The sequence below is a fragment of the Phocaeicola sp. GP0067 genome (assembly GCF_031119655.1).
In the GTDB taxonomy this organism is placed as follows: Bacteria; Bacteroidota; Bacteroidia; order Bacteroidales; family Bacteroidaceae; genus Phocaeicola; species Phocaeicola vulgatus.
Window position 1 is genome coordinate 1 of the sequence record NZ_JAVHZY010000025.1, and the last position, 14,926, is coordinate 14,926.

Annotated in this window: 21 protein-coding genes and 2 pseudogenes; 16 read left to right on the forward strand and 7 right to left on the reverse strand. The window is 39.7% G+C overall.

Annotated features, from left to right (window positions below):
• From RE317_RS16355 to RE317_RS16385, 7 genes and pseudogenes are all read right to left on the reverse strand, one after another.
• Positions 1-176 (reverse strand): annotated as a pseudogene (locus RE317_RS16355) (DDE transposase); the annotation flags it as partial.
• A gap of 10 nt (positions 177-186) precedes the next feature.
• Positions 187-536 (reverse strand): annotated as a pseudogene (locus tag RE317_RS16360) (transposase family protein).
• A gap of 390 nt (positions 537-926) precedes the next feature.
• On the reverse strand, positions 927-1,934 hold the full coding sequence (locus RE317_RS16365; RefSeq protein WP_008669798.1) for a hypothetical protein: 1,008 nt from the start codon (positions 1,932-1,934) through the stop codon (positions 927-929).
• Positions 1,935-2,482: 548 nt separating this feature from the next.
• A complete protein-coding gene (locus RE317_RS16370) occupies positions 2,483-3,055 on the reverse strand; it encodes a hypothetical protein (RefSeq protein ID WP_008669796.1) in 573 nt (190 codons plus the stop codon).
• A gap of 146 nt (positions 3,056-3,201) precedes the next feature.
• Positions 3,202-4,839, reverse strand: coding sequence for a LuxR family transcriptional regulator (locus RE317_RS16375; RefSeq protein ID WP_234248295.1), 1,638 nt, complete (start codon positions 4,837-4,839; stop codon positions 3,202-3,204).
• 20 nt (positions 4,840-4,859) lie between these two features.
• Positions 4,860-5,141, reverse strand: a complete 282-nt coding sequence (locus RE317_RS16380) for a hypothetical protein (protein WP_008669794.1) — start codon at positions 5,139-5,141, stop codon at positions 4,860-4,862.
• A gap of 768 nt (positions 5,142-5,909) precedes the next feature.
• The gene (locus RE317_RS16385; protein WP_005940394.1) at positions 5,910-6,566 is read right to left on the reverse strand and encodes a S24 family peptidase; all 657 of its coding nucleotides are present in this window, start codon (positions 6,564-6,566) and stop codon (positions 5,910-5,912) included.
• Between the two features lie 150 nt (positions 6,567-6,716).
• On the opposite strand from RE317_RS16385, the gene RE317_RS16390 reads away from it, so the two are divergent.
• The 16 genes from RE317_RS16390 to RE317_RS16465 all read left to right on the forward strand — a co-directional run bounded on the left by RE317_RS16390 (position 6,717) and on the right by RE317_RS16465 (position 14,836).
• Entirely contained in the window at positions 6,717-6,902 is a 186-nt protein-coding gene (locus RE317_RS16390) for a hypothetical protein (RefSeq protein ID WP_005940392.1), read from the forward strand.
• The gene (locus RE317_RS16395; RefSeq protein WP_032602150.1) at positions 6,899-7,117 is read left to right on the forward strand and encodes a hypothetical protein; all 219 of its coding nucleotides are present in this window, start codon (positions 6,899-6,901) and stop codon (positions 7,115-7,117) included. The genes RE317_RS16390 and RE317_RS16395 overlap by 4 nt, the downstream gene beginning before the upstream one ends.
• 2 nt (positions 7,118-7,119) lie before the next feature.
• Positions 7,120-7,527, forward strand: coding sequence for a hypothetical protein (locus RE317_RS16400; RefSeq protein WP_080689913.1), 408 nt, complete (start codon positions 7,120-7,122; stop codon positions 7,525-7,527).
• A gap of 114 nt (positions 7,528-7,641) precedes the next feature.
• A complete protein-coding gene (locus RE317_RS16405) occupies positions 7,642-9,714 on the forward strand; it encodes a kinase (RefSeq protein WP_032602149.1) in 2,073 nt (690 codons plus the stop codon).
• A gap of 23 nt (positions 9,715-9,737) precedes the next feature.
• Positions 9,738-10,607 (forward strand): ATP-binding protein, encoded by an 870-nt coding sequence (locus tag RE317_RS16410; protein ID WP_032602159.1) that lies wholly within the window; start codon positions 9,738-9,740, stop codon positions 10,605-10,607.
• 57 nt (positions 10,608-10,664) lie between these two features.
• The gene (locus tag RE317_RS16415; RefSeq protein WP_032602148.1) at positions 10,665-11,108 is read left to right on the forward strand and encodes a hypothetical protein; all 444 of its coding nucleotides are present in this window, start codon (positions 10,665-10,667) and stop codon (positions 11,106-11,108) included.
• 3 nt (positions 11,109-11,111) lie between these two features.
• Complete coding sequence (locus RE317_RS16420) at positions 11,112-11,732, forward strand: GTPase domain-containing protein (RefSeq protein WP_032602147.1); 621 nt, start codon at positions 11,112-11,114, stop codon at positions 11,730-11,732.
• Between the two features lie 11 nt (positions 11,733-11,743).
• A complete protein-coding gene (locus tag RE317_RS16425; protein WP_032602146.1) occupies positions 11,744-11,971 on the forward strand; it encodes a hypothetical protein in 228 nt (75 codons plus the stop codon).
• 66 nt (positions 11,972-12,037) lie between these two features.
• Complete coding sequence (locus RE317_RS16430; RefSeq protein WP_230582985.1) at positions 12,038-12,241, forward strand: hypothetical protein; 204 nt, start codon at positions 12,038-12,040, stop codon at positions 12,239-12,241.
• Positions 12,242-12,244: 3 nt separating this feature from the next.
• Positions 12,245-12,661, forward strand: coding sequence for a hypothetical protein (locus RE317_RS16435; RefSeq protein WP_032602144.1), 417 nt, complete (start codon positions 12,245-12,247; stop codon positions 12,659-12,661).
• Positions 12,662-12,685: 24 nt separating this feature from the next.
• Positions 12,686-12,922, forward strand: a complete 237-nt coding sequence (locus tag RE317_RS16440; RefSeq protein ID WP_032602158.1) for a hypothetical protein — start codon at positions 12,686-12,688, stop codon at positions 12,920-12,922.
• Positions 12,919-13,188, forward strand: a complete 270-nt coding sequence (locus RE317_RS16445) for a hypothetical protein (RefSeq protein ID WP_005779469.1) — start codon at positions 12,919-12,921, stop codon at positions 13,186-13,188. The genes RE317_RS16440 and RE317_RS16445 overlap by 4 nt, the downstream gene beginning before the upstream one ends.
• A gap of 2 nt (positions 13,189-13,190) precedes the next feature.
• Positions 13,191-13,613: a hypothetical protein gene (locus tag RE317_RS16450; protein ID WP_005779468.1), complete on the forward strand. Its 423-nt coding sequence runs from the start codon at positions 13,191-13,193 to the stop codon at positions 13,611-13,613.
• 31 nt (positions 13,614-13,644) lie between these two features.
• Positions 13,645-14,313 carry a DUF3164 family protein gene (locus tag RE317_RS16455; RefSeq protein ID WP_032580089.1) on the forward strand — a complete coding sequence of 223 codons (669 nt, stop codon included), beginning with the start codon at positions 13,645-13,647 and terminating at the stop codon, positions 14,311-14,313.
• Positions 14,314-14,325: 12 nt separating this feature from the next.
• Positions 14,326-14,610 (forward strand): hypothetical protein, encoded by a 285-nt coding sequence (locus RE317_RS16460; RefSeq protein ID WP_172770192.1) that lies wholly within the window; start codon positions 14,326-14,328, stop codon positions 14,608-14,610.
• Positions 14,594-14,836, forward strand: coding sequence for a hypothetical protein (locus RE317_RS16465; RefSeq protein ID WP_032602139.1), 243 nt, complete (start codon positions 14,594-14,596; stop codon positions 14,834-14,836). The genes RE317_RS16460 and RE317_RS16465 overlap by 17 nt, the downstream gene beginning before the upstream one ends.
• The last annotated feature ends 90 nt before the right edge of the window (positions 14,837-14,926 follow it).

The window sequence follows — 14,926 nt, forward strand, 5'->3', positions numbered from 1 at the left end:
CTCAGGCAAGTTTCATCCAAAGAAAGGTTTTCTCCAATGTTTTCAGGATAAAGGAGGTAGTCATGCGCATGTTCGAGCTGATCCCAGTTCCGGTAATCACTGATTTTCTCCTTGTATTGTTTACGAGGAGTCTGCCCTTTTACGCCATAACGTTCCGCAAGCACACAAATGCTCACAGGAGTAGATTCAATCTCCTTCTTTTAAAAAAGAAACGAACTCAGAATTCAGCCGTGTACCGTCAAACTCGGATAAATCCCAGTCATAACTGAAGATTTCATTGGAAGATCTGTCAAGCCATTTACGTTTACGAACATGGAGATAAGTGGCGCGACCACGAATAGGATAGTCTTGGATTGTACGATACTCACCAAAACCATAGGATATGATATCCGGGTTGGTCTTATCTTCTTTTAGCTGAACTTTTTTTCATCAAGATAAATATCAAAACGGTCAGCACTTTTGTCGAAATTGACAATATTAAAGTTGTCTATAAGCACATCCGGAAGGATGGCACGAAGGAGTTGTCCGGGTTTCATAAAACAAAGGTAAGCAAAGATAGCGAATTTTAAAAATTACCAACCAGAAATTTCCGCTAACCCGAAAATCCGGGATTGTTCATGTATATCCATAATTCCTCCCCTTCCAGGGTGATCACAACCCTGGTTGAAAAGGATATGGAGAAAAAGAGAGAGGCGGGAAAACAGGAGAAGGTATGTATGTGATGATGCTATTTAAGATAGTAGGGCTTATGGTATGGGCAATATACTGAATTTGTTGTCGCCCGTTCATTACAATTAGGGTATGCGCATTTATAATCTCCTGTTATTATCTCAAGCATCGTTGAGCATGACGAAAACAAACAGAAACTTAAGAATAAAATAAATAATTTTGAGTTCATAGTTAAATGAGTTGATTAGTAATAGTTTTTAGTTTTCTCTTGTGAAGACTTTGTTATTTTTGATAGAAAAAGCTTCACAATATATAGGATATCCATATGTATTACCGTTTATAAATGGATTTTTTAAAAATCTATTTAAGTCGTTGAATGTTAATTTTATAGATGCTTCTTGGTTTATATCGGATATCGTTAATAAAATAATTTGGGATTCGTGTAATGTACCATTGGGATTATAATATTCATCCATAAATGAGTTTTTAAAAGTTTCTAAAACATTTTGGTATGAATTATTACTTGCTATTACAAAATAAGCAGTAACACCATATGTTAGTGTTCGTATATAAACTAATTCTTCAAGGGAAGAGGGAGGGGCAATGAATAACCCATCTGAGGGTACATCCATTGAGATTGTGAATCCTTTGAATATAACTTCACTAATACATAGGCTTTTTATGTTTTTCATATTAAATTCTTGTTGTGCTATTTTTTTTAGTGCATTGCCAAACTCTTTATTATATGGGAAACAGTTCTCTATATTTGATAGAGATTTTAATTCTGCAAATTTTATAATATATGGTCTTTGAGGTGAAGTATAGCTCTGGAATTCTTTGGATTTCAGAGCTTCTTTTATCTTTTGTAGATATTCACTTCCCTTAACATCTTCCATGCAAGTTATGTATGGAATGGGAAAATTAAAAGTTAAATCTATTGGATGTTTCTTATCTATATTTTCTCTATCGAAAGTTGTAGCGAAAGAATTTTTAGGAAATGTTGCTCCTACATATATGTGAGGTGGAGTTGCTAAACATTCCCATCTTTGTACTCCTATATATTGGTTACCAATAAAAAATTCGTCATCATTTTTACTATCATCAATAAGGGTGTCCCATTGAAAAATAAATTTATTTTGAACCGTATCTTTAGGGTTTTGTGGTAACTGTTCATTGTTTTTATTTACTAAATGTTCTTCTTTCTCACAAGCCATAAAGAAAGAAGTAGTTATGATATATAACAAATAAAATAATTTTTTTTTCATTTTATACCATGCTTTTTTAGTTTACATTTTATCTATTTATATTGCCATAATATGGCTTTAACAATGTGCGAATTTATGCAATATATATGTAAAATCCATTTATAATAGAATTTATTTTATTGTAATGATTTGATTTAATCAATTGATTGTCAGTAGTGAATATAGAAAAAGGCTTGTAATATTTATCTTTTTTATTTATTTCATTTTTTTGAGAAAGAAAGGTAATAATATTGGCTCCATCAGGTGCTTTAATTTTCTTTCGAATATTGGTCTTGTATCTATGAAAATATGCTTTGCATCCAAATAGCAGCTATTTCTTCTGTTTTAAAACCTGCAATCATCATACAACATAGCTGCATTTCTTTTTCATTTAAGCATGAATAGTTTTCCTTTAACATGGAGTAAAAATTGTCAAAAGATAAATCTATATGTTTATAAAAACTGTTTCATTGTATTGTTAATAGGTCATTATATTTTATGAAGTTAAATTTTTCTATTTCCTTTAAAAGTTTAGCACTTTGTTCTTTTTTTCATATATGTGTAATTTATTAAAATGAATATCCAAAACTAATATAAGGGTAAATAAATGGTTCTTTTGTTACACCGTGTTTATCATTAAAACTAAAAGAAGGGCTTAATCCTATTCTAAATAGAAAACCTTTAGTTGATATGTAACGGTAACCTATATTAGAAAAGAAATAATATCCAAATGTTGTATTGGAAGTGAAATTTATTGTTTCATATTGATCCTTTGATTTTTCTCTAAAAGAAATATGTTCGTTATATATTCCAAGATTAGAACCTAATCCAAGTTCTAATTTGTGCTTATTTCCAGAGGTGAGAAAGTTGACTTCGATAGGGAAAAATAGCCCTCTATTAGAGTTAGATGCTTTAATAAAAGAATCCCCTCCTTGAAAATAAGAAACACCAAGCCTATATCCCCATGGGGATATAGGAGTAAATCTTGAATCGAAAGAAACTCCAATAAGGTTAGAAGATCCTAAAAACTCTACATAGATATTTTTATCTCTTGTCTTTTTGAAAGATAAGGTGTCCTGTGCGAATATATTTGCAAAAACACCTATGGCAAACGATGCAAGTAAAAAACCTTTTTTTATCATATAATTTATTGATTTTGAACGTTGCAAAGTTAGACTTAATACTTCAAATCGCCATTTGTAAGCCTTTTTGTTAACTTGTAAACTTAATATATAACTATTTGATATTTAGGGTATATCACAAAAAAAGATTGTAAAAGTATAAACTGTCATTGGAATGGAGGAGCAGACATTAAAAAAGCTATGATATTAGCACCTTCAGGAGTTTTAAGTTTCTTTCGGATATTGGTTTTATATTTGTGTACAGAAAAAATACTTTGCATCCATATAGCTGCAATTTCTTCTGTCTTGAACCCTGCAACCATCATACAGCAAAGTTGTAGTGCTTTCTCATTTAGATCTGAAAAGTTATCTTTCAGCAGTGTATAAAAATTATCAAAAGATAAATCAATGTGTTTATAAAAATTGTCCCATTGCGTAGTTAGTAAAGAATTATTTTGTGTAATATTGAATCTATTTAATTCTTTTATAAATTTAGCACTTTGTTCTTTTTGCGTATATCTCAACATCGCAATTTGTTTGGCTACTTCAAAATCACGTAAAATGAACATCTTTGCTTCATCTTTTATATTATTTAATCCCTCCAATGTTTCTATTTGTTGGTGAAGAGCCACAATTTGGTAAGCTTGTTTTCTTTTTTTATTGATGTAGATTAATAGCCCTATACTTGCTATAAAAAGAGAACTTAAAGCAGCATATTTGTATGTAGATAATTTCTTTTCATAATTTTTTTTATCACAAAAGTGGGTATATGCTTGAATAGCTTCATCTAAAGAACTTCCATTCAAATTTCTTAGAAGAATTTCATATCGTTCTATTGCCTTATACAGGCAATCAATTTGATTATCTGTATTATTATTCTCTCTAGCAAATTCTGCACACAGTTTATAAAATTCTATTTCAGCAAAATTAGTTTCCGGGTCTGTGTCATATTGTATAGCTAATTTTCTATGTTTATTAGCATTTGCTAAATCATTTATGGAGTAATAGCAATAAGTTAGTATAGAATGGCAGACAAACAAAAAATCATCTGTTTGTTTTAATGTTATAGCTTCCTGTAATTTATCAATACATAATGTCCATTGTTTAGTCTTATATAACGCAATACCTTGTAGGCATTTGATTTCATTATAATAAATATTGTTTTTATCAATGGAAATTTCTATTAATTTCAATAACTCATAGGCTTTTTTATGATTTCCTATATATAAAAAGCTTTTTGCCATTTGTACTTGAGTTGATATATCCATATCCCTAAATGCAATATCTTCAATACACTGGTTAGCTAATGTTTGATATTTAATAAATTTTGATATATTGTATTTGCGGATATACATATCTCCTAGATAGCCATATAAACAACATAGCCATTCTTTATCCTCTATTTGGCTTGCTATATCTATAGCTTTTTCTATAGCTTGCACCTCCATTTTTAAGTTTTTTTCTTTTTTGTATGTTTTGGCAAGAAACAAAAGGGATTCAAGTTGTTGTTGAATTAGTTTCTTTTTTGTGAAAATATGAATACTTTTTTGTAATAACTCTTTATGTGGGTAATAATTATTTATATAGTGATTTGCTAATGAAACCAATAAGAAATGAGTTGCTTCTTTCTCGTCATTAAGATTAGTCACTTGGATTGAATCAACTTTAGAAAGATATAATTGAGGATTATTTTCTAAAAGTGTTATTTTATTGTTAAACAAGTCCTCTTCATTATTATTTTGCTGGCAAGATGTCTGTACTAACAAAATGATGATTACTAAAAAATATATAGATTGCTTTTTCATTGTATTTTCAATAGATTTGATTACAACTCAGTTTTTACATGTATTTTTCCGAAAGTCTTTTGTTCATTATGTACCCAGCACAATTCTCCGATAATCTTCTCCAATGGGAAATAATCAAGAACGCTATATTGCAGGTCAAACCCGGTACGCTCGAAATAATCCAGCGGGAGTGAAACGAAGTCTTTACGGAATATTCCGTTTGTTTTGCAATATAACTCCAGCCATTCGGAGGTTTCGTCACTTATTGAAATTATTATCTTTTCAGACCTCTTCTTTGGTTGAATATCTTCTTTCATTGTCATATCGTAATTTTCTGAACAGAATATGCTTTATACTTCCGAAACATGCTGCAAATATAGCAAAACACATTTAAGGGGGATAAAACGAAATGCGATAAATTGAGTTATTCCGCATAAACGGTAATAGTTTTGATATACAAATAGTTATGTACGAATAGGAGAGGGGAGAGAGAAAAAACGAAAAGTTTACTCTGCTTTACTTTGGCTTTACTTTGGACTTTACTTTGAACGGTTTGAACGCCCGTCAACTTTACATGGCAATGGAGATGTGATAAACGGAGTAGAGTAGGGTAGGAGAAATGCGGTACATGGGCTGCGAAATGCTTTATTTAGGCGTTTTGCAGCCCTTTTTGTGCTTTATAGATAGATTGGCTTCCTACTTTTGAATAGTTGAAATTTAGTGCTCAAAATAGCGAAAATAGGGATGGGGGAGGAGAGTGGCGATTTTAACGGGAATATTTCGTTTTTTGAGGATTGGATATGCAGTAGGATATGCGTTTGGGTATGCAAATTTGTCAAGAAAAAAACGAAATGTGTTGATTGGGTATGCGTTTGGATATGCAATTTAAGCAAAATTAAGATGGGTTGAATTATACAAGTTACCATTTTACTACCCGTTTTTATGGCTTTATGTATTATTCAAGGGGGGAAAATACCATATAAAGAATAATGCAAATCAGCATATATGATAGAGTAATATGCTGATTTATAAAAAGGTATCTGGCAATTTCTGTTTTATTTGTGTTGAAAACGTGCGTGTGTCTCTTTTATTTAGAACAATCTGTGCATACTTCCTAATACTGCGTATACTTTCTGTATCATGGAAATAGGAATGTCTTGCGGACTGTATTCCGGGCTTTTATTGGTGGGGATTAAGCGAATAAAATCTTTTTGGTCTGCTTTTCCTATTCGTTTAACAGTCCGATAGCTTTCTGTCACGATGGCATATATTTCTCCATAGGGGAGATATTGGACGGGATCGGTCATTTCTTTGAGGGCGATATAGTCTCCGTTGCTTAATTCGGGTTCCATAGAATGACCTGTAATATTACACCACACAACACCGGGTTTATTGTAAGGCTCAAAATTTATATAGTAATCCGGATTAATTGTTTGATCATTTAAAACGAGATCAAATCCACCGATAAAATCTACATTGTAGTAAGGTGCTCCCTTATATTCATAATTAATAGTCGGGAGTGATAGCGGCTGTGGGGTTTCCTTTAGCATAGAGCCTCGCCCTGTTATTAGCCATTCTAAATTGAGGTGAGGATAATTATCCGCAATAACGGAAAGCCATTTGCTTTGAATATCTGTTTTATTATTTATGGCTCGCCTAATCATGCCATCGCTCGCAGATATTGACTGTTCAAAAGATCTAACGCTAATCCCTTGATTTTGTATAAATTGGCTAATTCGTTCAATCATAATTTTATTCTTTCTGTGAAAATAATCACGATTTTGCTTTATATTGTGATAATTATCCTATATATTTGCATCACCGTATTAATATTACCGGCTGTAAAGGTAGTGAAAACGGCTGATATGACAATGAATAACTTTTAAAAACAATGTGATATGAGAAAGCGAATAGTAGTAGATCGTGGTGAGATCAAGAAAATCTCAAAGGATTTTAAAGTCACGAGCAAAGCCGTTTGGGAGGCACTGGTTTATCGCAGTAACAGCAGCAAGGCGAGGCTTATCCGTAAGGTAGCCCTTGAACGTGGAGGTGTTGAAATCGGAGATCAAAAGGAGGCGGTATGAAAAAGGTGTTGTTACTTCTCTTTGGAGATGAGTTCAGGGAGTATTTCTCTTTGACTGCGAGGCAAAAGTTTTACGTGTGGTATTTCTGCCTAAGTTTATGCTTTTTATGTATAACTGATGATAGTCCGATATGGGCTATTATAGTGGTAGTCTTGAATTTTGCCAATGCCGCCCGCCTGATTAAAAAAGTACCATTAAATATAAAGGAGGATTAATCATGAAAAGAGTATTTCACGTTAAAGAAGATGACACTATCAGAAAATTGTTTGAAGATCTGCTTGATGCGGAAAGAACCTTGTACTCCGCAAGATGCCCCGAAATCGTCAACGAGATGGATGACACGCCCTCTCTATGGCTGTCTTTACAACCTCCTTATGTTCCCTCTCAATCTCGTTCACGGCGTTTTTTAGAGCTTGATGAAGAGCCTTACTTCCGCTTGGCCGGCCTTTTGGAATTGACGTATAGAAACTCAACTCCACCGGAACTCCAAACGCGGGGGTTAACCATCCGGATTCGGGATAATAAGGCTTACTTCTGTATCTCAGGTTCAATCTCCTTAGCTGATTTGCAAACGCTGTGCGAACGTTGTCAGGCTGGGCAATCTCCTGATCAATGTAAAAAGTGATACAAAATGATGTTTCCATGATGATAACGATTTGATTTTGCAAAGGTAAGAAAAATCCCGGACGGTCTTTTGAGGTGGTTCGACTCCGCCTCCGGGGACAAAGTTTAAAAAGGTATGGAGTATTTTGGAAAAACAGTATGTGCAACTTACGATGAATTAACATCAGGAAATGATCCGGTAATAAAACCCGGAACATTGAAGTCCTTGCAATACAGGAAACGTGTTGATGTTATTTCTCGTGGAGGCGGTGGAGGAAACATCGCCTTATATGTCTATTCCTCCCTACCTGAACGTTACCGGATCCGCTTTGAGCAAAAGTATGGTGATCCGGTGGAGCTAATCAAAGAGCAGTGCATGAAAGACAGGCTTAAAATAGATGATGCCGCCCGAACATTCTTTGAGGATTACCGGTATGACAAGGCCGGCGAGATGGTGAGCCTTACCGAAAGGAAAAAAGAGGAATACACCATAAACGCCTCGGTACTGAACGAGTTGATATCGATCCTGAATGACCGGGAGGGCTATCGCAAGGCTTTGGGTGGAAGTACAAAGAAAGTATGGGAAACGATTATCGGAACGGCAGACCGCCTCCGTGATTCTTATGGCCACACACTGCCTGAAAACGCCGCCCGGCTGAAAGACAAGATAAACCAATACAAGAAAGAGGGTTACTCCTGCCTGATCAGCAAGAAAATGGGGAATGACAATACCCTGAAAATAACCGAGGAAGCCGGTAACATGATTATAGCGTTAAAGCGGAGTAGCGTTCCCGTTTATACTGATGCTCAAATATTCGTGGAATTCAACCGGATTGCAGAAGAGAAAGGCTGGAAGCAGCTCCGGAGCATTCAGAGCCTCCGTGGGTTCCTGAACCGTCCTGACATCGAACCGTTGTGGTACGATGCCGTTCACGGGGAGCTGAAAGCCCACCAGCGTTACAGCCGCAAGAATAAAACCGAGCTTCCTTCGATGCGTGACTCCCTATGGTACGGTGACGGTACGAAAATCAATTTGTATTACAAGGATTACGACAAAGACGGTAAGCTGGTGGTTCGTACCACTCAGGTTTACGAGGTCATCGATGCTTATTCGGAGGTATTTTTGGGATACCATATTTCAGACAGCGAGGACTACGAAGCGCAATATAATGCCTACCGCATGGCCGTTCAGGTATCAGGTCATAAGCCTTACGAGCTGGTGCATGATAATCAGGGAGGCCACAAAAAGCTGCAAAACAGCAAATTCTTTGACAAGATTGTCGGCCATGTTCACAGAACCACGGCTCCATACAGCGGGCAGTCCAAAACGATAGAGAGTGTTTTCGGACGTTTTCAGGCCGAGGTTCTGCACAAGGATTGGAGGTTCACCGGCCAAAATATCACCACCAAAAAGGACACGAGCCGCCCGAATTTAGAGCGTATCGAGGCGAACAAGGATAAACTTTACACTCTGGCCGAACTGAAAGCGGCATACGCTGCCGCCCGGAAAGAATGGAACGAAAGCAGGCATTTTGCTACCGGATTGAGCCGTATGGAAATGTACAAAAACAGCGTGAACCCTGATACCCCGGCGGTGGGTGTTCTCGACATGATCGAGATGTTTTGGGTGATGACGGACAAACCGTCCACTTATACTGACAACGGCCTGAAAATAACTATCAAGAAACGTGAGTTCACATACGAGGTGTACGAGGCCCCGGGTTTTCCCGATCACGAATTTCTCAGGAACAACAGGGGGCAAAAATTCTACACGATGTATGATCCTTATGACCATACCTCGGTACGGCTCTACAAGAAAGATAAGGCAGGAGAGCTGAGATTTGTACGGACGGCGGAGCCTTATATCGTTATCCACCGTAACATTCAGGAGCAGACCGAGGGCGAAATGGCCTTTATCCGCCGGAATATCGAGGCGAACACGGAGGATCGCATCGAGCGTCAGGTGGGAGCCCGGATCATCGAGCAGGCGCACGGCGTGAGCATGGAACAACAGGGACTCAAACGTCCGAAACTGAAAGGTGTAAAGAAAGAAACGGAGCGTGAGATTGAACGCCGTGTCCGTCGGTACAGTCAGTATCCGGAGCAGCTCTCCGCCGGTAAGGTGACAAAACTGATAAGCAACATCACGTTTGACCAGCTGAATGGAGACATCCGCCTGAATGAAAAGAAAGTAGCAGGAAAATTATAATTCAAAATAAAATGAACAGTACAATGACACAGCAAGAGAAAGACAATATCCGTGATGTTCTCCGGGTATATGCAGCGAAGTATTCCAGCCAAAAAAAGGCTGCGGCGAGTTTGAACGGCGTGTCTGCCGGTACACTGAGTGCCGTGATTAACGGCAAGTACGAGAATATCAGCGATGATATGTTCCGTAATATCATCGCTCAGATTACTCCGGCAGCCGCAGCTACCGGTTGGCAGCTGGTGGAAACGAACTCCTTTCAGGAAATATGGTATGCCCTGAGCGATGCGCAGGAGTTTAAAAAAGTCCGCTGGATCGTGGGTGGTGCGGGATGCGGCAAAACAACGACAGCCACCATGTACGCACAAAAAAATCATGAGGTGTTCGTCATCCTTTGTGATGAGGATATGCGGAAAGGTGATTTTGTCCGGGAGATCGCCCGTAAACTCGGTTTCAAGACTTGCGGGATGCGTATCCGTGAAATATTGGACTTGGCCATCGAGAGCATCATACAGATGGAAAATCCGCTTTTGGTATTCGATGAGGGTGACAAGTTGAACGATAACGTGTTCCACTACTTTATCAACCTGTATAACCGGTTGGAGGGCAAATGCGGGATTACTTTCTTATCCACTGATTACATCCAGCACCGTATCGATTGCGGTTTGAACCATAACCGGAAAGGGTATAACGAGATTTATTCCCGTATCGGGCGTAAGTTCTTTGAGCTGGAGCCAACCTCCTGCAATGATGTGTTTGCCATTTGTCAAGCCAACGGCCTGACGGACAAGAAACAGATCGCAAATGTGATCGATTTGACGGAGAAATCGGAGTTTGATTTGCGATGCGTGAAAGATGCCATTCACCGGGAGAAAAAGGTGGCGGCAGCGAAATAGTATAAAAACCTGTTCAAATGCCGGTTGAACGGCGTTTGAACGTAATTCAAAAAGTATATGAAACAAATTGTTTTACCACTCGCAAGCCGGTTCCCTGTAGGCCATTTGAAAAAAGGCCAGATTACCGGCTTTCCTGAGAAAGTGATTAAAGGAACCAAGATCCACACGTTTCGTGAGGATCCGGGCAAATGGGCGTACAACGTGGAGCTTATCAACTCCCATGATGCGGAGCTATCTATCCGCCGGTGGATTGGCCGTCCTTATCACACTCCGCAGCTGGAGGTGAAAAGATTGAAGAAAATCGGTATCCAGCAGGTGCAGATGACATGGGAGTCCGATATCGAGCAGCCGACCGTTTTCATAGACGGGAAACGTATCCTGAACGTGGAGCAGCTGGCTGCTAATGACGGGATGACTCTCGATGATTTCGTGAGCTGGTTTTTTAAGACCTCCGACACTTTCGAGGGAGTGATTATTCATTTTACAGATTTCAGATATTGATTTATGGCACGGGCATTATCGGTAACAGAAGCAGTAAGCATGAAGAAAGAAACGCTCAAGCTGACAGGTGCATGGGCGGACGCTTTCGGAGAGCCTGAACGGATTGGCGTTTGGTTTATTTGGGGCAATAGTGGTAACGGGAAAAGCAGCTTTGTCATGCAGCTTTGTAAAGAGCTGGCAAAGTTCGGGCGGGTGGCTTATGACAGCCTCGAAGAGGGTGCGAGCCTTACCATGCAGAACACGCTCCGCCGTTTCAACATGGCCGAGGTAAACCGCCGTTTCCAGCTACTTGACTGCGAACCGATATCCGAGCTTAGTGAAAGGATGGATAAACATAAAAGCCCCGATTTTTACGTCATCGACAGTTTTCAATATACCCAAATGAGCTATAAGGAGTACATCAAATTTAAGGAGGCGCACCGGAATAAGCTGCTGATATTTATCTCCCATGCGGATGGACGGAACCCTGATGGCCGGAGCGCAAAGAAAGTGATGTATGATGCCGCCTTGAAAATTTACGTGGAGGGTTTCCGGGCTTTCTCGAAAGGCCGTTTTTTCGGCTCTGTAGGGCACTTTACTGTTTGGAATGAGGGTGCGATAAGATATTGGGGAGATAACGCTTAAAACGAACGGAAATGAGCAAGAATAACCAAGTTATAACGATTTCGCCTCCCATGTTTATCGGGGAGGGAAACAGGAAAGAAAGTATCTCCAGCAAAGGCCACCGGTGTAGCTATTGCCACGGTAACGGTTTCTTTTGGGGAGAGGAACAACGGGAACGGGTGAAAGTTGATTGCCCGGTCTGCAAAGGTAGCGGTAAACTCGATGCCGTGATAACTATCGAGTGGAAACCTGCAAAATGATATAGAATGAGCTATATAGATTATACCAGAAGTTCTTCTAATTCTGCATACGAAATGACAGTGTGTATGACAAAAAAAGAATGCAAGACTTTGCTCCCTTTCTTTAGAACGGCGTATAAAAATATCAGGAAAAAATACGATAGGTATGAAGATATCCATGAAGGAGGAGAAGCAACGGAAAAACAGGAAAATCTACGAATGAAATACACGGAGGAACTTGGGGATTTGGAGAGTATTATATCAGAAATAGAAACAATTTTAAAACAGTGAGCTATGGGGTATGATTTGATTCCTAAAAAAAATGGTGTTGATAGTAAGCACGGAATGATATTCACTTGGCCGGTCATTTTAAAAGAAACTGGAGCCGGTTATCTGTTTGGATATGGAACGAATACATTTCAACCGGGAAAATATATATATGACGGTTCCCGTCTTGATGGCAGTCCGGTTAGTAACGATGGATTTGATGTATCGAAGGAGGATGCGCTTATTATGGCAAGACTTTTTAAGGGATATGTCTTTGTAAAACGGGGGCTGATTGAAGAATGGGAGAAGATGTCTGAAAAGGAACAAACTTTAGCTAAATCATTGCTTGGTGAAAAAGCGGCTCCTCCCTCTGAAGAATTTTTGCGGAAAGTAGAAATGTTGGCAGAGTTTTGTGAACAGTCTGAAGGATTTAATATATGGTGAAATCTGAATATGGATTATAACAGAATGGAAATAAACAAGGAACTTTTTCAAATAGGCTTGCCGGTAGCCTCTTTAAGCACAGTCCTGATGAATTGGACTTGCTTTAACCGACCGGAGAAATTGCTGATCAGCCCGGCCAAGAAAGATGATTGGGCGGTGGTTGAACTCCGGAACCCGGAGCTGGCCGCAGCTATCATCAAGGATGTGCCGGAGGCAATGGTAAAAGTAGTACAACAACCTGTAAAAGTCGTGCAAATATGAAAGCGTTATCAGCATTAAGACAGGTATTCAGCCTGAAAAAGAACGAGGAACTCGGCAGAAAGTTCTCTCCCGAAGAATTGAAACGTATTGTCGATGCCATGAAAGAGTATGCGGCATCCAAGCTGCAGGAGCAGCGAGCCATTTGTCAGCGTGAATTTGAGTTGGCCTATGACTCCGGCGAAAGTAATTTGGGGACGAACCCGGCCATTACCGAATTGTACGTCCTGCAATCCCTAAAAGAGAGTGAAACCCCTGAACTTGATTGATTATGGCAAAGACAAACAGTTATTCACGTTTTTGGACGCTGCTGGCGAAAATGCCCTGTTCTGACAGGGACGGTTTAAAGCTGCAGCTTGTATCCAGCTTTACGAATGGGCGGACGGACTCACTGAGAGAAATGACTTTGAGTGAATATAACTCGATGATACGGGAGATGGAGAAGCAGACCGGATCCAGCCGTCCGGTCAGTTACGAGGTTCTGAAAAAGAAACGCTCTGCCGTTCTCCACCAAATGCAGTTGATGGGTATTGATACGGCAAATTGGGCGGCGGTGGATAACTTTTGTTTGGGCGTTCGTATCGCAGGAAAGAAATTCAGGGAGTTGTCCGCTGATGATTTGGATGCGGTATTGCTCCGGATCCGCTCCATCCGGCAAAAGGATATGCAGAAAGCAAAGAAAGAACTCAATTAACTTATTTATAAACCATTTAAAATGTGATATTATGGCACAGATTGAAGAAAAGCAGACCGTTGAAATGACGGCGGAGGAAAAGGCTCAATTCGAGGCTTTCCGTAAAGAAAAGGCCAAAAAAGAGGCTCAGGAAAAGGCGAAAGCCGAACGTGAAACGTACCGCCAAATGGTGGATGACGAAGTGAACAGCGCAATCCCGGTACTCCTCTCCTTGAGTGAGGATATCAAGGAAACCAAAAAAACGGTGCTGGAGAACTTTAAGAGTATCCTCGACATGAAATGCGAGGTTTTGAAAGTCGTAAAGGATGACCAGCGCAGCCATACCTTTACCAATTCGGAGGGGAACAAGCGCATTACCCTCGGCGTGTACGTGACGGACGGTTACCGTGACACGGTGGAGGACGGCATCGCCATCGTGAAAGAGTACATCGAGAGCCTCGCCGACAATGCTAAAACGAAATCACTCGTGAACATGGTCTTGAGACTGCTGGCTCGTGATTCCAAAGGCACGTTAAAAGCCAGCCGCATCGTCCAGCTTCGCAAGGTTGCCGAGGAAAGCGACAACGAGCGTTTCATGGAGGGGGTGCGTATCATTGAGGAGGCATACCAGCCAGCGATCAGCAAACAGTTCGTGAGGGCGGAAATGAAGAACGAGGACGGTATGTGGGTGACCATTCCCCTCGGTATGACAGAGGCATAAGGAGGGGTGGTCATGATATACAAAGTTCAATTCCAAATCCATCGCAGAGGTTACCGCAAGCTCCGGCTTGAGGGGTTGTACGTCCCGGAAACGGGTGGCGAGATGTCGGTTCCTGAAATGAAACGTGACGTTACCGAGTTCATCAAACGCCAGCTTTCCAGCCGGAACAAGGAATTTGAGAATTTTCAGGTGGAACTTACGGTTTTCAAAAAGCTCAAAACCGATTTCATGTATCACCCGAAATCAAGTGAAGAATTAACAATAATAAAAGAGGAATCAGATGGAACAGACGAATAATGCGAAAGCCCGGTATATTCCCACCCGTGTGGCTGTATGCAAGCGTTGCGAGGGAAAAGGCGTTGTATTCGAGTACAGCGATGAGAACAGGACAAAGGTGTCCGAATCCTGCAGGTGTCCGACCTGCCTCGGATCCGGCAGAGTGAAAGTGACCAGCTCGGTGGTAACCACCATAAAGCCGTTCATTCCGGGTAAGGATGACAAAGAGGGCGAGCTTGCCATGTAGAAGCCCTTTAATCAATAATAAAAGTCCGCTGAATTCCTAATTTTCAGCGGACTTTTTTGTACTATGGTGCAAATAATGTAACTTTGCATT